The sequence below is a fragment of the Lysobacter arenosi genome (assembly GCF_016613475.2).
Taxonomy (GTDB): Bacteria; Pseudomonadota; Gammaproteobacteria; order Xanthomonadales; family Xanthomonadaceae; genus Lysobacter_J; species Lysobacter_J arenosi.
The window spans coordinates 641985-662035 of sequence record NZ_CP071517.1; the positions used below are offsets into that span (position 1 = coordinate 641985).

Genomic DNA, 20051 nt, shown 5'->3' on the forward strand with positions numbered 1-20051 from the left:
CGGCTTGCCCTTGCCGGACTGACCCGGCTGGACTGATATTGCCGGTCTGACCCAACTGGACTGAAGCGTGGTCGATACCGCAACCGCCGCCGACGCCCCCCCGTCGCGGCGCCATGCCCTCGGCGTCGAATACGACGGCAGCGGGTTCTCGGGCTGGCAACGGCTGAGCAAGCATGGCGAACCGGAGCGGGAGGGCGAGCAGACCCTGCAGGCCGCGCTCGAGCAGGCGCTGACCTTCGTCGCCGGGCATCCGGTCGAGGTGGTCTGTGCCGGTCGCACCGACGCCGGCGTGCACGCCGCTTGCCAGGTCGTCCACTTCGACAGCACCGCCGTGCGTGATCCGCGCGGCTGGATGCTCGGCGTCACCAGCCGCCTGCCGCCACAGTTGTGCGTGCGCTGGTGCCAGCCGGTGCCGGACGACTTCCATGCCCGCTTCTCGGCACGCGCGCGCCGGTATCGCTACCGCATCCTCAATCGCCCGGTGCGTCCGGCCCTGGGCCGCCAGTACCTGAGCTGGGAGCGGCGCCCGCTCGATGCCGACGCCATGGATCGCGCCGCGCAGGCGCTGCTCGGCGAGAACGACTTTTCCGCATTCCGCACCGTGCATTGCCAGGCGCCACACGCGATGCGCGAGATGCAGGCGATCCGCGTGCGTCGCGATGGCGAAATCGTCGAGGTCGAAGTGCAGGCCAATGCGTTCCTGCATCACATGGTCCGCAACATCGTCGGCAGCCTGCTGATGGTTGGCAGCGGCGAGCAGCCCGAGGCGTGGATCGCGCAGTTGCTCGCCGGTCGCGATCGCACGGTCGCCGGTCCGACCGCGCCGTCGGCGGGGCTGGTGTTCCTCGGGCCGCGCTATCCGGCGCAGTGGGACTTGCCCGCCGAGGTCACGCTATCCGGGAGCGCGCTGTGAGCCACACCCGCATCAAGTTCTGCGGCATGACCCGCGCCGACGACATCCGCCTGGCCTGCCATCTGGGCGTGGACGCGATCGGAATGGTGTTCGCGCAGCGCAGCCCGCGTCGCCTTGAAGTCACGCAGGCCGCGTCGCTGCGCACGGAAGTCGCCGCCGGGATCGAAGCCGTCGCGTTGTTCATGGACAACACGGCCGATGAAGTGAATGACGTCATCGCGCAGGCGCGCCCGACGCTGTTGCAGTTCCATGGCGTAGAAGACGAGGCGTTCTGTCGCAGCTTCGGCCTGCCGTACATGAAGGCGATCGCCATGGGCGATGAAGGCGGGCAGGTCATCGATTGGGCCGCCCGCTATCCCGATGCGACCGCGCTGCTGCTCGACAGCCACGCCGTCGGCGGTGCCGGCGGCAGCGGACGCACGTTCGACTGGTCGCGCATTCCAGCGCAGCTGGGCAAGCCCTTCCTGCTGGCCGGCGGCATCGTGCCCGACAACGCATTCGAGGCCGTGAGTGTCGTGCGCCCGTGGGGCGTGGATGTATCGAGCGGGATCGAAAGCGCGCCCGGGATCAAGGATGCCGCGCGCATGCGTCGCTTCGTCGAGGAAGTGCGCCGCGCCGACGCCCTACGCGGATGATGTAGTCGCAAGTTCCGCGCGCAGCCACCTCGCCAGCCGCGGCACGCGTGGATCGCTGCTTCGCTTCGGCGCGCACAGCGCCCAGCATCCATCCGTCGCCACGAAGCCCCAGGGCGCAAGCAAGCGACCGGCGGCGATGTCTTCGGCCACCAGCGGCTCCGGGCTGATCGCCACGCCCAGTCCCGCCTGCGCGGCTTCGAGCAGGTAATACAGGTGTTCGAAGCCGGTGCCCAGACGAAGCGCTTCCGGCTCCAGTCCCATGCGAATGCCCCAGTCCTGCCACGCCTGCGGCCGCGAGGTCGTGTGCAGCAGCGGCTCGCCGAGCAGCGCGCTTGCAGGCGACGACAGCAATCGTTGGTGACCTTCCAGGCGCGGGCTGAGGACTGGTCCGATGCGCTCGGGTGCCAACTCGTGCACCTGCCAGTCTGCCGGCCATGGCGCTTGCGAGATCAGCAGCGCCGCATCGAGCCCGCTCATTTGCGCATCCGGCGCCGTCTCGCTTGCCGACAGGTGCAGCTTGAGATCGGGCAGTTCGCGCGTCAGCCGTTCCAGGCGCGGAATCATCCAGCGCGCCAGCACGCTGCCGGGGCATCCGAGCACCAGCGGTGCCTGTTGGGGGCGGCGACGCAGTTCCGCCCAGGCGCCGCGCAGCGGTTCGAAGGCCGCTTCGGCGGCTTCGTGCAGGCGCCGGCCTGCGGGAGTGAGGGCGAGGCCGCGGCCCTGGCGCACGAACAGCGCTGTCCCGAGGGTCTCCTCGAGCGCCCGCAGGTGCCGGCTGACCGCGCCATGGGTGACATGGAGTTCTTCGGCCGCGCGGCTGACGCTGTCCAGCCGGGCGACCGCCTCGAACGCGCGCAGGGCATTGAGCGGGGGCAGGTCACGGCTCATTGGGTGTGAGTTTTCCTGACAGGTCGTGCCGATTTTATAGGTTTTTGTGGCCGGCACCGTGCGATAAGGTGGGATCCGTTGTTGCAGGCCCAGCTTGCTGGTGGCGCCCCCTCCCCAGTCGCCAGCAAGCTGGCCTCCTGCCTTGCTTGCCGCATTGATCCAAAGGAACTGACATGAGCGCCGTGGACTTCACCCAAGTGGACTACCACGCCTACCCGGACGCCTCCGGTCACTTTGGTCGCTACGGCGGCCGCTTCGTCGCCGAGACCCTGATCGGTCCCCTCGAGGAACTGGCTGCAGCCTATGACGCCGCGCGGATCGACCCGGCCTTCGTCGCCGAGTTCGACCGCGACCTGGCCCATTACGTCGGCCGTCCCAGCCCGATCTACCACGCACAGCGGCTGAGCGAGGAAGTCGGCGGTGCGCGCATCCTGCTCAAGCGCGAGGACCTCAACCACACCGGCGCGCACAAGATCAACAACACCATCGGCCAGGCGCTGCTCGCCAGCCGCATGGGCAAGACCCGGATCATCGCCGAGACCGGCGCCGGCCAGCACGGCGTCGCCAGCGCCACCGTCGCCGCGCGCCTGGGCCTGGAATGCGTGGTCTACATGGGCGCCACCGACATCGAGCGGCAGAAGATCAACGTCTACCGGATGCGCCTGCTCGGCGCGACCGTGGTGCCGGTGACCAGCGGTTCGGCCACGCTCAAGGACGCGCTCAACGAGGCCATGCGCGACTGGGTCACCAACGTGCGCGACACGTTCTACATCATCGGCACGGTCGCCGGCCCCGACCCGTATCCGCGCATGGTCCGTGACTTCAACGCGATCGTCGGCCGCGAGGCGCGCGCACAGATGCTGGCCGAATACGGCCGCCTGCCCGATGCCGTCACTGCCTGCGTCGGCGGCGGCAGCAATGCGATCGGCATCTTCCACGCCTTCCTCAACGACCGCGACGTGCGCCTGGTCGGCGCCGAAGCGGCGGGCGAGGGCATCGCCACCGGCCATCACGCCGCATCGCTGGCCGCCGGCCGTCCGGGCGTGCTGCACGGCAACCGCACCTACGTGCTGTGCGACGACGACGGCCAGATCATCGAGACGCATTCGGTCTCGGCCGGCCTGGACTATCCCGGCGTCGGCCCCGAGCACGCATTCCTCAAGGATGCCGGTCGCGCGCAGTACGTCGGCGTGAGTGACGACGAAGCGCTGACGGCATTCCACCAGCTCGCGCGCTGCGAAGGCATCCTGCCGGCGCTGGAATCCAGCCATGCGATCGCGCAGGCGACGAAGCTGGCGCGGGAGCTGCCGAAGGACGCGATCGTGCTGTGCAATCTGTCCGGCCGCGGCGACAAGGACGTGCACACGATTGCCGCGCGCGAAGGCATCTCGATTGGCTGACGCCTTAAGGATGAGCCCATGAACCGCATCGATACCCGCTTCGCCGATCTCAAGGCGCAGGGCCGCAAGGCGCTGATCCCCTTCATCACAGCCGGTGATCCGTCGCTCGAAGCCACCGTGCCGGTGATGCACGCGCTGGTCGAAGCCGGCGCCGACGTCATCGAGCTGGGCGTGCCGTTCTCCGACCCGATGGCCGACGGCCCGACCATCCAGCGCAGCTCCGAACGTGCGCTGGCGCGTGGGGCAGGGCGGTCGTTCGTGTTCGACTGCGTGCACCGCTTCCGCGAGCGCGATGCCGACACGCCGGTGGTGCTGATGGGCTACCTCAATCCGGTCGAGATTCCAGGCGCCGAGCGCTTCGCTGCCGAGGCGGTCGCGGCCGGCGTCGACGGCGTGTTGCTGGTCGACCTGCCGCCGGAGGAGTCCGCCGAGTTCCGCGTGGCCTTCTCGACGCACGGCCTGTCACTGATCCTGCTGGCCTCGCCAACCACCACCGACGCCCGCATGCAGGTGCTGTGCGAGCAGGCGCAGGGCTATCTCTACTACGTCAGCTTTGCCGGCGTCACCGGCGCCGACCGGCTCGATGCCGGCGCCGCCAACGCCCGCCTGCACGAGATCCGCAGCCGCAGCCGCGTCCCGGTGGTGGCCGGGTTCGGCATCAAGGACGCGTCCAGCGCGGCGGCCATGGCCGGCGAGGCCGAAGGCGTCGTCGTCGGCAGCGCCCTGGTGGCGGCGCTGGCCGAGGCAGTCGATCCGGCCGCCCAGGCCAGGGACTTTCTCGAACCGCTACGGGCTGCCCTCGACGCCCTGCCGGCCTGAGCACGCCACTGCGCTAAACTGGCCCGCTCGGCCGGACCCTGATCCGGCACTCACCAAGCCTGAACGGGGAACACCCAACGCATGTCCTGGCTCAAGAAACTCATGCCTTCGGGCATCCGCACCGAGACTGGCGCTTCCAAGCGCCGCAGCGTGCCGGAAGGCCTGTGGGAGAAGTGCGACCGCTGCGGCGCCGTGCTTTACCGCCCGGAACTGGAGGAAAACCTCGAGGTCTGCCCGAAGTGCGGCTTCCACATGGCGATCCGGGCGCGCGTGCGCCTGACCGCGTTGCTGGATGCCGGCAGCACCACCGAGATCGCCGCCGAGCTCGGCCCGGTCGACGTGCTCAGGTTCAAGGACCAGAAGAAGTACGCCGACCGCATCAAGGCCGCGCAGAAGTCCACCGGCGAGCGTGACGCCCTGGTCGCCATGAGCGGCACCCTCAAGCAGCGGCCGCTGGTCGCCTGCGCGTTCGACTTCGCCTTCATGGGCGGCTCGATGGGTTCAGTGGTCGGCGAGCGTTTTGCCCGCGCCGCCGAAACCGCGGTCGAGCTGGGCTGCCCGATGGTCTGCTTCACCGCCACCGGCGGCGCGCGCATGCAGGAAAGCCTGTTCTCGCTGATGCAGATGGCCAAGACCTCGGCGGCGCTCGGACGCATGCGCGCCAAGGGCCTGCCCTTCATCTCGGTGATGACCCACCCGACCACCGGCGGCGTGTCGGCCTCGTTCGCGATGCTGGGCGACCTCAACCTCGCCGAGCCCGAGGCCCTGATCGGCTTCGCCGGCCCGCGCGTGATCGAGCAGACCGTGCGCGAAACGCTGCCGGAAGGCTTCCAGCGCTCGGAGTTCCTGTTGGAGCACGGCGCCATCGATCAGATCTGCGATCGCCGCGAGATGCGCGACCGTCTTGCCACGTTGTTTGCGTTGATGATGAAGCAACCGCAACCGGTGGACGAAGAGGTGGGTGTTTGAGCCGCAAGTACTTCGGCACCGACGGCATCCGTGGACGCGTCGGTGAGGGTCCGATCTCGGCCGACTTCGTGATGCGCCTGGGCAATGCCTACGGCCACGCGCTGCCTCGCCGCGACTGGCGCAACCCCGTGGTGATCATCGGCAAGGACACGCGCATCTCGAACTACATGTTCGAGGCCGCGCTCGAAGCCGGCCTGGTCGCCGCCGGCGTCGACGTGCAGCTGATGGGTCCGATGCCGACCCCGGCCGTCGCCCACCTGACCCACTCGATGCGCGCCGACGGCGGCATCGTGATCTCGGCCTCGCACAACCCGCACCACGACAACGGCATCAAGTTCTTCTCCGCCGAAGGCGAGAAGCTCGACGATGCCACCGAGCTGGCAATCGAGGCCGCGCTGGAACAGCCGTTCCGCACCGTGCCGTCGGAGCAGCTGGGCAAGGCCGTGCGCACCCGTGATGCGCTTGGTCGCTACATCGAGGCCTGCAAGGGTTCGGTGCCCAAGGGCTTCGACCTGGGCGGCATGCGCATCGCGATGGACTGCGCCAACGGTGCCACCTACCAGCTCGGACCGCTGGTTCTGCGCGAGCTGGGTGCCCGTGTCGATCCGATCGGCATCGACCCCAACGGCATCAACATCAACGACGGCGTCGGCTCGACCCATCCGGAAACGCTGGCGGCGCACGTCAAGGCGACCAAGGCCGATCTCGGCATCGCCTTCGACGGCGACGGCGACCGCGTGCTGTTCGTCGACGGCGACGGCGTCGTCCGCGACGGCGACGACCTGATCTACGTGCTGGCCTGTGACTGGCAGCAGACCGGTCGCCTGCAGGGGCCCGTGGTCGGCACGCTGATGACCAACTACGCGCTCGAGCGCGCGCTGGCCGAGCGTGGCATCGGCTTCGTCCGCGCCAAGGTCGGCGACCGCTACGTCCACCAGCAATTGCACGCCAACAACGCCGTGCTCGGTGGCGAAGCGTCGGGCCATCTGCTGTGCCTGGATCGTGCCAGCACCGGCGACGGCATCGTCAGCGCGTTGCAGGTGCTGGAAGTGCTCAAGCGCCGCGGCATGAGCCTGGCCCAGGCACTCGACGGCTTCAACAAGCTGCCGCAGAAGACCGTGAATGTGCGCTTCCAGGGTGGCTCCAAACCGGCCGAGGCACCGTCGGTGCAGGCTGCGCTGGAGCAGGCCCAGGCGGCCGTGGCCGGTCGCGGACGTGCCTTCCTGCGTCCGTCCGGCACCGAGCCGGTCGTGCGCGTGACCGTGGAAGCCGACGACGCGACGCTGATGCAGGACACGCTCGACCGCCTCGCCGAAGCAGTGCGCGCCGCGGCCTGACCGCCGCTGCGCCGCACCGCAGGTGCAGGCTTGACCGCGATCGCGCGCCGATGCGCCGATCGCGGGAAAGTCGCCCCTCGGCCACCACGTGACAGACCTATCATTTCCACTCGAACATCGACCCACGCAGGCACGCCCGTGAACCGCATTCCGACGCTCGACATTCGCCGCTTCAGCCAGCCTTCCAGCGCCGGCGATCGTGACGCCTTCGTGGCCGAACTGGGCGCGGCCTATCGCGAGTGGGGCTTCGCCGGCATCCGCGGCCACGGCATTCCGAGCGGGCAGATCGACGCGTCCTACGACGTGTTCAAGCGCTTCTTCGACCTGCCCGAGGCGGTGAAGCTGAAGTATCACATTGCCGGCAGCGGCGGCGCCCGCGGTTACACGCCATTCGGCGTGGAGACGGCGAAGGACTCAAAGCACTTCGACCTGAAGGAGTTCTGGCACGTCGGCCGCGAGATCCCGCGCGACTCGAAGTACGCCGACGTGATGCCGCCGAACCTGTGGCCGACGGAGATCCCGGAGTTCCGCGAGCAGGCTTATGGCCTGTATGAATCGCTCGACCAGCTCGGTTCGCGCGTGCTCAGCGCGCTGGCCCTGCACATCGGCCTGCCGGAGTCGTATTTCGCCGACAAGACCAATTCCGGCAACTCGATCCTGCGTCCGATCCATTACCCGCCGATCACGTCCGACGACATCCCCAACGAGCGCGCCGGCGCGCACGAGGACATCAACCTGATCACGCTGCTGGTCGGTGCCAGCGCGGAAGGACTGGAAGTGCGTTCGCACAAGGGCGAGTGGGTGCCGTTCACGGCCGACGCCGACACGATCGTGGTCAACATCGGCGACATGCTGCAGCGCCTGACCAACCATGTGTACCCGTCGACGACGCATCGCGTGGTCAACCCGCCGGGCGAGAAGGCGCGCCAGCCGCGCTACTCGACGCCGTTCTTCCTGCACCCCAATCCCGATTTCCTGATCGACGTGCTGCCGTCGTGCGTGAGCGCCGACAACCCGAGCCGCTACCCGGAAGCGATCACCGCCCACGGCTACCTCGAAGAGCGCCTGCGCGAGATCAAACTGAAGTGACGTGACGGGGCGGCCCATCACGCCAGGATGCCGCCCGCCCTCAAAGCCTCCCGCCACGCCGCCAGCTTCACCGCTGGCGAAATCGACGCATTCGCCGGACTCGTCGAAGGCAGCCGCACGCACTGCAACCCCAGCGCATCGGGCTGCACGCCGGCGAGCCGTCGGAATCCGCTCTCGGCCTTCGCGCCGTTGAACAGCACCGTCCTGATCCCGCGGTGCCCCTCGAAGAAGGCGATGAAATCGTTGGCCTGCGCCGTGTCGTCGCGGATCGCCGAATCCAGGCTGCCCTCGCGCTCGCAGCGATCGAACACGTCCCAAAGCGCAATGCCGCATTGCTGCAAACGCAACAGTCGTTGCGCATAGGGCAGGGCAGGCGCGGCGCCGACCAGTTCGCCCATGATCGGCCAGAAGCGGTTGTGCCGATGCGCGTAGTACTGGTGGGCCTGCAACGACGCGGCGCCGGGCATGCTGCCGAGGATCAGCACGCGCGCATCCTTTGCACTGACCGGCGGAAAGCCCTTCAACAGTCGCGAGCTGGCGGAAGAGGTCGTTGCCATGGATCGATTCTCGCCGACGTGAGGTAAACTTTGCGCCCTTCGTTCAGCGCGCCACGGCAGCTGGACCCAGCCAGGAATCAAGGAGTGGCCATGCGCCGCAGAATCGTCGCCGGAAATTGGAAGCTGCATGGCGATCGCCATTTCGCCCTGGAGCTGCTCGATGCGCTGGTCGCGATGCCGGCCCCGGCCGGGGTCGAGCAGCTGATCCTGCCGCCGCTGCCTTACCTGGCCGGCCTGATCGCCCGTTATGGCGAGAAGGGCCTGACCTTTGGTGCGCAGGACGTCAGCGTCAACCAGAAGGGCGCCTACACCGGCGAAGTCTCGGCCGAGATGCTCAAGGACGTCGATGCCGGCTACGGCCTGGTCGGCCACTCCGAGCGTCGCCAGTACCACGGCGAAAGCAGCGAGCTGGTCGCGCGCAAGTTCCTGGCCTGCAAGGCCGCCGGCCTGACCCCGATCCTGTGCGTGGGCGAGAGCCTGCGCGAGCGCGAGGACGGCCAGACCGAATGGCGCATCCAGGAGCAGCTCGAGCCGGTTTTCAAGCTTGCCGGCGCGCAGGCGCTGGACGGCGCGATCCTCGCCTACGAGCCGGTCTGGGCAATTGGTACCGGCAAGACCGCCACACCCGAACAGGCACAGGCGGTACACGCATTCATCCGTAGCGAAATCTCCGCACACGATGCTAGAATCGCTGGCTCGCTACCGATCCTGTACGGCGGAAGCGTAAAGGCCGACAATGCCGCCGCGCTGTTTTCGCAGCCGGACGTCGATGGCGGCCTGGTCGGCGGGGCCTCTCTGGTCGCGTCCGATTTCCACGCCATCGCGGTAGCGGCGGCACCCTGACGAGTCGCGGACCCGGTCCTTTGGGCCAGTCCAGGTTCGTTCCACGAGCTTCAGTGAACTAGCAGAATCCAACGATGCTGTTGTTACTCAACGTCATCTACGTGCTGATCGCGATCGCGATGGTTGCGCTGATCCTGATGCAGCGCGGCGCGGGTGCGCAGGCCGGCTCCGGTTTCGGTGGCGGCGCCTCGGCGACCGTGTTCGGCGCGCGTGGCTCGGCCAACTTCCTGACCAAGGCCACCAAGTGGCTGGCGATCTCGTTCTTCGCGATCAGCCTGTTCATGGCCTGGCAGGCGATGCACCGTGCAACCGGCGACACCAGCGCGGCGGCCCCGGCGGCCGGCGTGATGGCCGACCAGGTTCCGGCAGCTCCGGCGGCTCCGGCTACGGGCGGCAACAATTCGGCAGTGCCGGCGGCCCCCGTGGCCCAGCCGGCGCCCGCCAGCAGCGTTCCGCAGGCTCCGGCCGCGACCGACGCTGCACCGGCTCCGGCTCCGGCCCCGGCAACGCAGGCTCCGGCCGCGACCCAGTCGCCCGAGCCGGCAAAGCCGCAGCCACCGGCTGGCGGCTGAGCGAAGGGGTACCATTGGTTTTCATCGGCCCGGCACGGATTGCCGGGTACGGTCAGCGATGACCGGCAACGACCAGGCCTGCATCGGCGGGGTCGCGTCAGGACGACACAAGGTTTGATTGCCCAGGTGGCGGAATTGGTAGACGCACTACCTTGAGGTGGTAGCGACGTAAGTCGTGGGGGTTCGAGTCCCCCCTTGGGCACCACACCTAATAACAAACACGCAAAAACGTACTGCAGCAAACAGCACCACCGACGCGGGTGCGGCGCGCACGGCGTGCCGGAAACTCGCGCGGGGATGACCAGGCGGCAAAACGCCGAGCCAAGGTCGCAATGGCGGCCGAGCTAAACGAAGCGAGAGAACAACTAGTGCTGGCCGAATACCTGCCGACCCTGCTGTTCCTGATCGTCGCCGGAGGTATCGGCGTCGCCCTGCTGGTGGTGGGCCAACTGCTCGGCCCCCAGCGCCCGACCCTCGAAAAACTCTCGCCGTACGAGTGCGGATTCGAGGCGTTCGAAAGTGCGCGCATGCAGTTCGACGTGCGCTACTACCTGATCGCGATCCAGTTCATCATCTTTGACCTGGAAATCATCTTCATCGTGCCCTGGGCCACCGTGTTCCGCGAACTCGGTGTGATCGGCCTGATCGAGATGGGCATCTTCGCCGGCATGCTCTTGCTCGGCTTCGTCTACGTCTGGAAGAAGGGAGCACTCGAATGGGAGTGATCCAGAATGTTTCCGAGCTGATGCACAACCCGCTGCCCGAAGGGCGGCTGGACGACATCCTGCGCCCGGAAGGTGACAACCCGCTGCTGCAGCAGGGCTTTGCCCTCACCTCGTTCGATGCGCTGTGGAACTGGGCGCGCACCGGCTCGATGTGGCCGATGACGTTCGGCCTGGCCTGCTGCGCCGTCGAGATGATGCACGCAGGCGCCGCGCGCCTGGACCTGGACCGTTACGGCGTGGTGTTCCGCCCGTCGCCGCGCCAGTCCGACGTGATGATCGTCGCCGGCACCCTGGTCAACAAGATGGCTCCCGCGCTGCGCAAGGTCTACGACCAGATGCCCGGCCCGAAGTGGGTGATCTCGATGGGCAGCTGCGCCAACGGCGGTGGTTACTACCACTACTCGTACTCGGTCGTGCGCGGCTGTGACCGCATCGTGCCGGTCGACGTCTACGTGCCGGGCTGCCCGCCGACGGCCGAAGCGCTGATCTACGGCATCCTGCAGCTGCAGAAGAAGATCCGCCGTGGCACCAACTTCGGCGAAAACATCCAGGGCGTGCGCTGAGATGGCCGAGACCGTGCAAGCGTTTGTCGATCGCCTCGCTGCCCGTTTTGACGGCGCGCTGGTGGTCGTTGCAGAACCGCGTGGCGAAGTCACCATCGACGTCGCCGCCGCGCAATGGCTGTCCACCGCACTCGCGCTGCGCGACGAGTTCGGGTTCGAACAGCTCGTCGACGTCAGCGGCGTCGATTACCTCAGCTACGGCAGCGACGAGTGGGACACCGACGTGTCCTCCGAGGGTTTCTCGCGTGGCGTGGAAGGCAAGAGCGCCGGCCGCTTCGCCTGGGGCGAGCAGGTCAACGGTGCCGCCGCTTCGCCGGAGCGCCGCTTCGCCGCGGTCGCGCACCTGCTGTCGTACCAGCACAACCGTCGCATCCGCCTGCGCACCTTCGCCGAGAACGACGACCTGCCGGTCGTGGATTCGCTGACGTCGGTGTGGCCGGGCAGCAACTGGTTCGAGCGCGAGGCGTTCGACCTGTTCGGCATCATTTTCGAAGGCCATCCGGACCTGCGCCGGATCCTCACCGACTACGGTTTCGTCGGCCATCCGTTCCGCAAGGACTTCCCGCTGATCGGCAACGTCGAAGTGCGCTACGACGCCGACAAGAAGCGCGTGGTCTACGAGCCCGTGTCGATCGAGCCGCGTGTCGGCGTGCCGCGCGTGATCCGCGATGACGCGCGCTACCAGACCGCTGCCGGCGAAGCCGCGCAGGGCGCGGAGGTGAAGAAGTGAGCGCCATTGTGTCCAGCAACACACCGAACACCTCGGGCCTCAACAACGCCGAGATCCGCAACTACACGCTGAACTTCGGCCCGCAGCATCCGGCCGCGCACGGCGTGCTGCGCCTGATCCTCGAAATGGACGGCGAAGTGATCCAGCGCGCCGACCCGCACGTCGGCCTGCTGCATCGCGGCACCGAGAAGCTGGCCGAGTCCAAGCCGTTCAACCAGTCGATCGGCTACATGGATCGCCTCGACTACGTGTCGATGATGTGCAACGAGCACGCCTACGTGCGCGCGATCGAGACCCTGATGGGGATCGAGGCGCCCGAGCGTGCGCAGTACATCCGCACCATGTTCGACGAGATCACCCGCATCCTGAACCACCTGATGTGGATCGGATCCAACGCGCTCGACCTGGGCGCGATGGCGGTGTTCCTGTACGCGTTCCGCGAGCGCGAAGAGCTGATGGACTGCTACGAGGCAGTCTCCGGCGCGCGCATGCATGCGACCTACTACCGTCCGGGCGGCGTCTACCGCGACCTGCCGGACCGCATGCCCAAGTACAAGGAATCGCCGTGGCGCAAGGGCGGCAAGCTCAAGCGTTTCAACGAATGGCGTGAAGGCTCGCTGCTGGATTACCTGGAAGCGTTCACCAAGGATTTCCCGGCGCGCGTCGACGAGTACGAGACGCTGCTGACCGAGAACCGCATCTGGAAGCAGCGCACCGTCGGCATCGGCGTGGTCTCGCCCGAGCAGGCCCTGGCCTGGGGCATGACCGGCGCGATGATCCGCGGCTCGGGCGTTGCCTGGGACCTGCGCAAGAAGCAGCCGTACGCCAAGTACGACGCGGTGGATTTCGACATCCCGGTTGGCACCAACGGCGACTGCTACGACCGCTACCTGGTGCGCGTGGCCGAGATGCGCCAGTCCAACCGCATCATCCAGCAGTGCGTGAAGTGGCTCAAGGCCAACCCCGGCCCGGTGATCGTCGACAACTTCAAGGTCGCGCCTCCCTCCCGCGAGGAGATGAAGGACGACATGGAAGCGCTGATCCACCACTTCAAGCTGTTCTCCGAAGGCTACTGCGTGCCGGCTGGCGAGACCTACTGCGCGGTTGAAGCGCCCAAGGGCGAGTTCGGCTGCTACCTGGTGTCGGACGGTGCCAACAAGCCGTTCCGCGTGAAGCTGCGTGCGCCGGGTTTCGCGCACCTGTCTTCGATGGACGAAATCGTGAAGGGCCACATGCTGGCCGACGTCGTGGCGATGATCGGTACCTACGATCTCGTGTTCGGCGAGGTCGACCGCTGATCGCGGCGGCCGTTGAGGAACTGATCAGATGAAGGCAACCGGAAATTTCGAGGCCTGCCAGCACGTCGACCCGATGGTCGCGTTGTCGGACAAGACCCGCGCCCATATCGACCACTGGCTGGCCAAGTTCCCGCCGGACCGCAAGCGTTCGGCGGTGCTGCAGGGTCTGCACGCGGCGCAGGAACAGAACAACGGCTGGCTCAGCGACGAGCTGATCGCCGCCGTGGCCAAGTACCTCGACCTGCCGCCGGTGTGGGCCTACGAGGTCGCCAGTTTCTATTCGATGTTCGAGACCGAGAAGGTCGGCCACAACAACGTCGCTTTCTGCACCAACATCAGCTGCTGGCTCAACGGCGCCGAGGATCTCGTGCGTCATGCCGAGAAGAAGCTGGGCTGCAAGCTGGGCGAGTCGACCGCCGACGGCCGCATCTTCCTCAAGCGCGAGGAAGAGTGCCTGGCCGCGTGCTGCGGCGCGCCGGTGGTGGTCATCAACGGGCATTACCACGAGAAGCTGGACACCGCTCAGGTGGACGAGCTGCTCGACGGTCTGAAGTGAGGCTTAGGACGACCCATGGCGCACTCGCACCACGACTACTCGCAGGGCTACGGTCCGGTCGGCCCGGTTCCGCAGGAGCACAACGTCGTTTACACGACGCTGCACTACGACACCCCGTGGTCGTATGAGAACTACCTCAAGACCGGTGGCTACGCCGCGCTGCGCAAGATCCTGACCGAGAAGATGGATCCGGCCGCGGTGATCGACATGGTCAAGGCCTCGGGCCTTCGCGGCCGTGGCGGTGCCGGCTTCCCGACCGGCCTGAAGTGGAGCTTCATGCCCAAGGGCAGCGGCACCCAGAAGTACATCCTGTGCAACTCGGACGAGTCCGAGCCTGGCACGGCGAAGGATCGCGACATCCTGCGCTACAACCCGCATTCGGTGGTCGAGGGCATGGCGATCGCCTGCTACGCGACCGGTTCGACGGTGGCCTACAACTACCTGCGTGGCGAGTTCCATCACGAGCCGTTCGAGCATTTCGAGCAGGCACTGAAGGAAGCCTACGAGAACGGCTGGCTGGGCAAGAACGTGCTCGGCAGCGGCGTCGACATCGACATCTACGGCGCGCTCGGCGCCGGCGCGTACATCTGCGGCGAAGAAACCGCGCTGATGGAATCGCTGGAAGGCAAGAAGGGCCAGCCGCGCTACAAGCCGCCGTTCCCGGCCAACTTCGGCCTGTTCGGCAAGCCGACGACGATCAACAACACCGAGACCTATGCTTCGGTGCCGGCGATCATCCGCAATGGCGCCGAGTGGTTCCTCAACCTGGGCAAGCCGAACAACGGCGGGCCGAAGGTGTTCTCGGTGTCGGGCCACGTCGCCCGTCCGGGCAATTACGAAATCCGCCTGGGCACGTCGTTCGCCGACCTGCTGCAGATGGCCGGCGGCATGCGTTGCGGCCGCCAGCTCAAGGCGGTGATCCCGGGTGGTTCCTCGATGCCGGTGCTGCCGGGCGAGACCATGATGGGCCTGACGATGGACTACGACTCGATCCAGAAGGCCGGTTCCGGCCTGGGTTCGGGTGCGGTGATCGTGATGGACGAGACCACCTGCATGGTCCGTGCCTGCCAGCGCATCGCCCGTTTCTACTTCAAGGAAAGCTGCGGCCAGTGCACGCCGTGCCGCGAAGGCACCGGCTGGATGTACCGCATGCTGACCCGCATCGTCGAGAAGCAGGCGACGCTGGAAGACCTGCAGATGCTGCGTGCCGCTGCCGGCCAGATCGAAGGCCACACCATCTGCGCCTTCGGCGAAGCCGCGGCGTGGCCGGTGCAGGGCTTCCTGCGCCACTACTGGAACGAGTTCGAGTACGCGATCGTGAACAAGCGTTTCCTGGTCGATGACCAGCTCGCAGGCACCGTGGTCGAGAAGGTGGCGGCATGAGCGCGCAGCCCGTGAACCCGAACGTACCGCCGGACCACGTCTCGATCGAGATCGACGGCATCGCAATGGTCGCGCCGAAGGGCTCGATGATCATCCATGCCGCCGACAAGGCCGGCATCCCGATCCCGCGCTTCTGCTACCACGACAAGCTGGCCGTCGCGGCGAACTGCCGCATGTGCCTGGTCGAAGTCGAGAAGATGCCCAAGCCGGCGCCGGCCTGCGCCACGCCGGTGATGGAAGGCATGAAGGTCGTCACGCGCAGCGAGAAGGCACTCAAGTCGCAGCGCAACGTGATGGAGTTCCTGCTGATCAACCATCCGCTCGACTGCCCGATCTGCGACCAGGGCGGCGAGTGCGAGCTGCAGGATCTGTCGCTGGGTTACGGCCGTTCGGTCAGCCGCTTCTCCGAGCGCAAGCGCGTGGTGCCCGACGAGGACATCGGTCCGCTGGTCGCCACCGAGATGACCCGCTGCATCCAGTGCACGCGCTGCGTGCGCTTCACCGCGGAAATCGCCGGCACCTACGAGCTGGGCGGCATGTACCGCGGCGAGAACCTGCAGATCGGCACCTACGACGGCAAGCCGTTGACCACCGAGCTGTCGGGCAACGTCATCGACGTCTGCCCGGTCGGTGCGCTGACCAACAAGGTGTTCCAGTTCAAGGCACGCCCGTGGGAACTGACCGCGCGTGAATCGCTCGGCTACCACGACGCGCTGGGCAGCAACCTGTTCCTGCACGTGCGCCGCGGCGAAGTGCTGCGCACCGTGCCGCGCGACAACGAAGCGGTGAACGAGTGCTGGCTGTCGGATCGCGACCGTTATTCGCACCAGGGCCTGTACGCGCAGGACCGTGCGACGTCGCCGATGATCAAGGAGAACGGCGAGTGGCGCGATGCCTCGTGGGAAGAAGCGCTGGCTCGCGCCGCGAAGATCCTGCGTGACAACGGTGCCGACAGCCTCGGCATCCTTGCCCATCCGGCGACCTCGAACGAAGAGGGCGTGCTGCTGGCCCGCCTGGCCGAAGCGCTGGGCACCGGCAACATCGACCACCGCATCGGCCAGCACGACCTGAGCGATGCCGCCATCGCCACGCCGTTCGCCACGCCGGTGAACGACATCGACCATGCCGACCTGATCGTCATCGTCGGTTCCAACCTGCGCCACGAGCTGCCGCTGGTGCACCAGCGCGTGCGCAAGGCCTGGACACGCGGCGCCAAGGTGCACGTGGTCAACCCGGTTGATTTCGACTTCACCTTCGACATCGCCGGCAAGCACATCGTCGCTCCGTCGCAGATCGCCGCGACGCTGTCGGACACCGCGCTGAACGACGTCGCCAAGAACGCCACGCGCGCCGTGGTGATCGTCGGCGCGCTGGCCGAGAACGGTGCCCACGCTGCCGCGATCCGCAAGGCCGCCGTCGCCTTCGCCGCCAGCACCGGTGCCGCGCTCAACCGCATCCCGCAGGGCGCCAATGCCGTCGGCCTGTCCGACTACGGCGTGCTGCCGATCGCCCGCGATGCGCAGGCGATGCTGGCCGACGCGCGCACCGCCTACATCCTGTACGGCATCGAGCCCGGCCTGGATTTCGCCGACACCGCGACCGCGCTGAAGGCACTCAACCCGGCCCAGGTCGTGGCGTTCAGCACTTTTGCGTGCCGCTCGACCCGCGCCGTTGCCGACGTGATCCTGCCGATCGGCCTGCTGCCGGAAATCGACGCCACGCTGACCAACCTCGACGGTCGCCAGCAGGTCGCCGTTGCCGGCGCCAAGCTGCCCGGCCAAGCCCGTCCCGGCTGGCGCGTGCTGCGCGGTCTCGGTGGCGAGCTCGAGGCCAAGGGCTTCGGCTTCACCGACCTGGTCGGCCTGCGCGCGAGCATGAAGATGCGCGACACCCAGGTCGTCGCCGGCAAGGCGCCGTCGACCGCCGGCGAAGGCCTCGAAGTCGCCGCCAGCATCGGCATCTACCGCAGCGATGCGGTGGTGCGTCGTGCCCCGGCGCTGCAGTCGCATCCGCTCAACGTCGAGCCCAAGGCCGTGCTCAATCCGCATGACGCTTCCGCCCTCGGCCTGGCCGATGGCGTGGTCGCCAAGTTCAATACCGCCGCAGGTACCGCGACGCTGCCGGTCGCCGTCAGCGACAAGGTCGCGCGCGGCACCGTGTGGGTCGAGAGCGGGCACGGCGCGACCGCGCCGATGTCCGGTCGCGTGCAGGCGGGGAGGGCATAAGCATGCTTTCGACTCATGTGATCGATCCGTTCCGCGACTGGATGCTGTCGTTCGGCAACATCGGCGCGTTGCTGTGGATCGTGCTGAAGATCCTGCTGATCGCCATGCCGGTGATCATCACGGTCGCGTTCTACGTGGTCTGGGAGCGCAAGCTGATCGGCTGGATGCACGTCCGCCACGGACCGATGTACGTCGGCCGAGGCATCCTCCAGGCCTTCGCCGACGTCTTCAAGCTGCTGTTCAAGGAAGTGATCCAGCCGACCAAGGCCGAGCCGTTCCTGTTCAAGTTCGCTCCGCTGATCGCGCTGGCCCCGGCCTTCGCGGCGTGGGCGGTGGTGCCGTTCGACTACCAGGTGGTGCTGTCGAACGCCAACGCCGGCCTGCTGTACCTGCTGGCGATGACCTCGCTGGGCGTGTACGGCATCATCCTCGCCGGCTGGGCCTCGAACTCGAAGTACGCCTTCCTCGGTGCCATGCGCGCCGCGGCGCAGGTGGTCTCGTACGAAATCGCCATGGGCTTTGCCATGGTCGGCGTGATGGTCGGCGCGGGCAGCCTCAACCTCACCGACATCGTGATGGCGCAGGCCGGCAACGCCGGCGCGCTGGAATGGTTCTGGCTGCCGATGCTGCCGCTGTTCGTCATCTACTTCATCTCGGGCGTGGCTGAAACCAACCGCGCGCCGTTCGACGTGGTGGAAGGCGAGTCGGAGATTGTTGCCGGCCACATGGTCGAGTACTCGGGCTCGGCGTTCGCGCTGTTCTTCCTGGCCGAGTACGCGAACATGATCCTGATCAGCTTCCTGGTCTCGATCTTCTTCGTCGGCGGCTGGCTCAGCCCGTTCCAGGGCCTGGGCATCCCGCTGCTGTCGGCCAATGGCTGGTGGTGGCTGCTGGCCAAGGTGTTCTTCTTCGCCAGCTGCTTCATCTGGTTCCGTGCGTCGTTCCCGCGCTACCGCTACGACCAGATCATGCGCCTGGGCTGGAAGGTCTTCATCCCGCTCACCATCGCCTGGATCTGCGTGGTCGCGTTGATGGCGTACTTCAGAATCTTCGAGCCGGGCGTGTAAGGGACAGGCATGAATCGCATCGTTTCCTATTTCAAGAGCCTGCTGCTCATCGAGCTCGCGCAAGGGCTTGCCCTCACCGGCAAGTACCTGTTCAAGCCGAAGTACACGCTGATGTACCCGATGGAGAAGACGCCGCAGTCGCCGCGCTTCCGCGGCGTGCACGCGCTGCGCCGTTACCCCAACGGCGAAGAGCGCTGCATCGCCTGCAAGCTGTGCGAGGCGGTGTGCCCGGCGCTGGCGATCACCATCGACTCGGAGAAGCGCGAGGACGGCACCCGCCGCACCACGCGTTACGACATCGACCTGTTCAAGTGCATCTTCTGCGGGTTCTGCGAGGAGTCCTGCCCGGTCGACTCGATCGTGGAGACGCATATCCACGAGTACCACTTCGACAAGCGCGGACAGAACATCGTCACCAAGCCGCAGCTGCTGGCCATCGGCGACCGTCTCGAAGCCGAGATCGCCGAGCGCCGCGCTGCCGACGCACCTTTCCGCTGAGGCCTGAAGCATGGATCTCGCCCAGATCTCCTTTTTCGTATTCGCCGCCATAGCCACCGCTGCCGCGGTCGGTGTCATCAGCGTGCGCAACCCCGTGCACGCGGTGCTGCTGCTGGTACTGACCTTCTTCTCGGTCGCCTGCACCTGGATCATCGCCGGCGCCGAGTTCCTCGGCGTGGCCCTGATCCTGGTCTACGTCGGCGCGGTGATGGTGCTGCTGCTGTTCGTGGTGATGATGCTCGACATCGACGTCGCCCCGCTGCGCGAGGGTTACGTGCGCTACTTGCCGGTCGGCCTGGTGGTCGCGGTGGTGATGCTGGTCGAGATGCTGACCCTGATCGGGGTCAAGGCAAAGGTCGCCACGGCATTTACTGCCGACGCCACGACCGGCGGCAACACCGCCTGGCTGGCGCGCGCTTTGTTCACCCAGTTCCTGCTGCCGTTCGAACTGGCCGCGGTGATCCTGACCGTGGCGGTGATCGCAGCGGTCACGCTGACCCTGCGCCGTCGCCCGGGTGCCAAGCACCAGAGCCCGTCGGCCCAGGCCCGCGTGCGCGCCAGCGACCGCCTGCGCATGGTCAAGATGGATGCAGTGCGGCCGGTGCCGGCCCCAGTCGATGCACCCGCAGAGGAGAGCAAGCCGTGAGCGAATTCTTCGGCGCCGGCCTCGCGCTTGGCCACTATCTCGCCCTCGGCGCGGTGCTGTTCTGCATCAGCGTCGCCGGCATCTTCCTCAACCGCAAGAACGTGATCATGTTGCTGATGTCGCTGGAGCTGCTCCTGCTCGCGGTGAACATCAACTTCGTCGCCTTCTCGCGCGAGCTTTCCGATCCGGCCGGCCAGGTGTTCGTGTTCTTCATCCTGACCGTGGCGGCGGCCGAGGCCGCCATCGGCCTGGCCATCCTGGTCACGCTGTTCCGCAACCGGCGCACGATCAACGTCGCCGAAATCGATTCGATGAAGGGCTGACGCGGTGGACAACGC

General features: G+C 67.2%; 22 protein-coding genes and 1 tRNA gene. 21 read left to right on the plus strand and 2 right to left on the minus strand.

Features of this window, described 5'->3' with window-relative positions; all coding sequences use genetic code 11:
• The first annotated feature begins 67 nt into the window (after positions 1–67).
• Positions 68–913 (plus strand): tRNA pseudouridine(38-40) synthase TruA, encoded by an 846-nt coding sequence (gene truA, locus HIV01_RS03105; RefSeq protein WP_200604898.1) that lies wholly within the window; start codon positions 68–70, stop codon positions 911–913.
• Positions 895–1548, plus strand: coding sequence for a phosphoribosylanthranilate isomerase (locus HIV01_RS03110; protein WP_280633596.1), 654 nt, complete (start codon positions 895–897; stop codon positions 1546–1548). The genes truA and HIV01_RS03110 overlap by 19 nt, the downstream gene beginning before the upstream one ends.
• On the opposite strand, the gene HIV01_RS03115 is transcribed toward HIV01_RS03110, so the two are convergent.
• Positions 1537–2436, minus strand: a complete 900-nt coding sequence (locus tag HIV01_RS03115; protein WP_200604899.1) for a LysR family transcriptional regulator — start codon at positions 2434–2436, stop codon at positions 1537–1539. The genes HIV01_RS03110 and HIV01_RS03115 overlap by 12 nt on opposite strands.
• Before the next feature lie 173 nt (positions 2437–2609).
• Here HIV01_RS03115 and trpB point away from each other — a divergent pair, with 173 nt between their 5' ends.
• The 5 genes from trpB (at position 2610) to HIV01_RS03140 (ending at position 8050) form a co-directional block, all read left to right on the plus strand.
• Positions 2610–3836, plus strand: coding sequence for a tryptophan synthase subunit beta (gene trpB / locus HIV01_RS03120; RefSeq protein ID WP_200604900.1), 1227 nt, complete (start codon positions 2610–2612; stop codon positions 3834–3836).
• Between the two features lie 18 nt (positions 3837–3854).
• Positions 3855–4655: a tryptophan synthase subunit alpha gene (gene trpA, locus HIV01_RS03125; protein ID WP_200604901.1), complete on the plus strand. Its 801-nt coding sequence runs from the start codon at positions 3855–3857 to the stop codon at positions 4653–4655.
• A gap of 81 nt (positions 4656–4736) precedes the next feature.
• Positions 4737–5624, plus strand: coding sequence for an acetyl-CoA carboxylase, carboxyltransferase subunit beta (gene accD, locus HIV01_RS03130; RefSeq protein WP_200604902.1), 888 nt, complete (start codon positions 4737–4739; stop codon positions 5622–5624).
• A complete protein-coding gene (glmM, locus tag HIV01_RS03135) occupies positions 5621–6961 on the plus strand; it encodes a phosphoglucosamine mutase (protein ID WP_200604903.1) in 1341 nt (446 codons plus the stop codon). The genes accD and glmM overlap by 4 nt, the downstream gene beginning before the upstream one ends.
• A 138-nt stretch (positions 6962–7099) precedes the next feature.
• Positions 7100–8050, plus strand: a complete 951-nt coding sequence (locus HIV01_RS03140) for an isopenicillin N synthase family dioxygenase (RefSeq protein ID WP_200604904.1) — start codon at positions 7100–7102, stop codon at positions 8048–8050.
• Between the two features lie 17 nt (positions 8051–8067).
• On the opposite strand, the gene HIV01_RS03145 is transcribed toward HIV01_RS03140, so the two are convergent.
• A complete protein-coding gene (locus HIV01_RS03145) occupies positions 8068–8748 on the minus strand; it encodes a DNA-deoxyinosine glycosylase (protein WP_342367060.1) in 681 nt (226 codons plus the stop codon).
• On the opposite strand from HIV01_RS03145, the gene tpiA reads away from it, so the two are divergent.
• From tpiA to nuoK, 14 genes are all read left to right on the plus strand, one after another.
• Positions 8698–9450, plus strand: a complete 753-nt coding sequence (gene tpiA, locus HIV01_RS03150) for a triose-phosphate isomerase (RefSeq protein WP_200604905.1) — start codon at positions 8698–8700, stop codon at positions 9448–9450. The genes HIV01_RS03145 and tpiA overlap by 51 nt on opposite strands.
• Positions 9451–9524: 74 nt before the next feature.
• The gene (gene secG, locus HIV01_RS03155; protein WP_200604906.1) at positions 9525–10022 is read left to right on the plus strand and encodes a preprotein translocase subunit SecG; all 498 of its coding nucleotides are present in this window, start codon (positions 9525–9527) and stop codon (positions 10020–10022) included.
• A 120-nt stretch (positions 10023–10142) separates the two neighbouring features.
• Positions 10143–10227 (plus strand) — tRNA-Leu (locus tag HIV01_RS03160).
• A gap of 163 nt (positions 10228–10390) precedes the next feature.
• Complete coding sequence (locus HIV01_RS03165) at positions 10391–10747, plus strand: NADH-quinone oxidoreductase subunit A (RefSeq protein ID WP_200606334.1); 357 nt, start codon at positions 10391–10393, stop codon at positions 10745–10747.
• A complete protein-coding gene (locus HIV01_RS03170) occupies positions 10738–11310 on the plus strand; it encodes a NuoB/complex I 20 kDa subunit family protein (RefSeq protein ID WP_200604907.1) in 573 nt (190 codons plus the stop codon). The genes HIV01_RS03165 and HIV01_RS03170 overlap by 10 nt, the downstream gene beginning before the upstream one ends.
• Before the next feature lies 1 nt (position 11311).
• The gene (locus HIV01_RS03175; protein ID WP_200604908.1) at positions 11312–12040 is read left to right on the plus strand and encodes an NADH-quinone oxidoreductase subunit C; all 729 of its coding nucleotides are present in this window, start codon (positions 11312–11314) and stop codon (positions 12038–12040) included.
• Positions 12037–13338, plus strand: a complete 1302-nt coding sequence (locus tag HIV01_RS03180; RefSeq protein WP_200604909.1) for an NADH-quinone oxidoreductase subunit D — start codon at positions 12037–12039, stop codon at positions 13336–13338. Before HIV01_RS03175 ends, HIV01_RS03180 begins: the two co-directional genes overlap by 4 nt.
• A 28-nt stretch (positions 13339–13366) precedes the next feature.
• On the plus strand, positions 13367–13894 hold the full coding sequence (gene nuoE / locus HIV01_RS03185; RefSeq protein ID WP_200604910.1) for an NADH-quinone oxidoreductase subunit NuoE: 528 nt from the start codon (positions 13367–13369) through the stop codon (positions 13892–13894).
• A gap of 15 nt (positions 13895–13909) precedes the next feature.
• A complete protein-coding gene (gene nuoF / locus HIV01_RS03190) occupies positions 13910–15277 on the plus strand; it encodes an NADH-quinone oxidoreductase subunit NuoF (protein ID WP_200604911.1) in 1368 nt (455 codons plus the stop codon).
• Positions 15274–17502, plus strand: a complete 2229-nt coding sequence (gene nuoG / locus HIV01_RS03195) for an NADH-quinone oxidoreductase subunit NuoG (protein WP_200604912.1) — start codon at positions 15274–15276, stop codon at positions 17500–17502. The genes nuoF and nuoG overlap by 4 nt, the downstream gene beginning before the upstream one ends.
• Positions 17499–18569 (plus strand): NADH-quinone oxidoreductase subunit NuoH, encoded by a 1071-nt coding sequence (gene nuoH, locus HIV01_RS03200; protein WP_200606335.1) that lies wholly within the window; start codon positions 17499–17501, stop codon positions 18567–18569. The genes nuoG and nuoH overlap by 4 nt, the downstream gene beginning before the upstream one ends.
• A gap of 9 nt (positions 18570–18578) precedes the next feature.
• Positions 18579–19067 carry an NADH-quinone oxidoreductase subunit NuoI gene (gene nuoI / locus HIV01_RS03205; protein ID WP_200604913.1) on the plus strand — a complete coding sequence of 163 codons (489 nt, stop codon included), beginning with the start codon at positions 18579–18581 and terminating at the stop codon, positions 19065–19067.
• 10 nt (positions 19068–19077) lie between these two features.
• Positions 19078–19713 (plus strand): NADH-quinone oxidoreductase subunit J, encoded by a 636-nt coding sequence (locus HIV01_RS03210; RefSeq protein ID WP_200604914.1) that lies wholly within the window; start codon positions 19078–19080, stop codon positions 19711–19713.
• Positions 19710–20036 (plus strand): NADH-quinone oxidoreductase subunit NuoK, encoded by a 327-nt coding sequence (gene nuoK, locus HIV01_RS03215; protein WP_200604915.1) that lies wholly within the window; start codon positions 19710–19712, stop codon positions 20034–20036. Before HIV01_RS03210 ends, nuoK begins: the two co-directional genes overlap by 4 nt.
• The last annotated feature ends 15 nt before the right edge of the window (positions 20037–20051 follow it).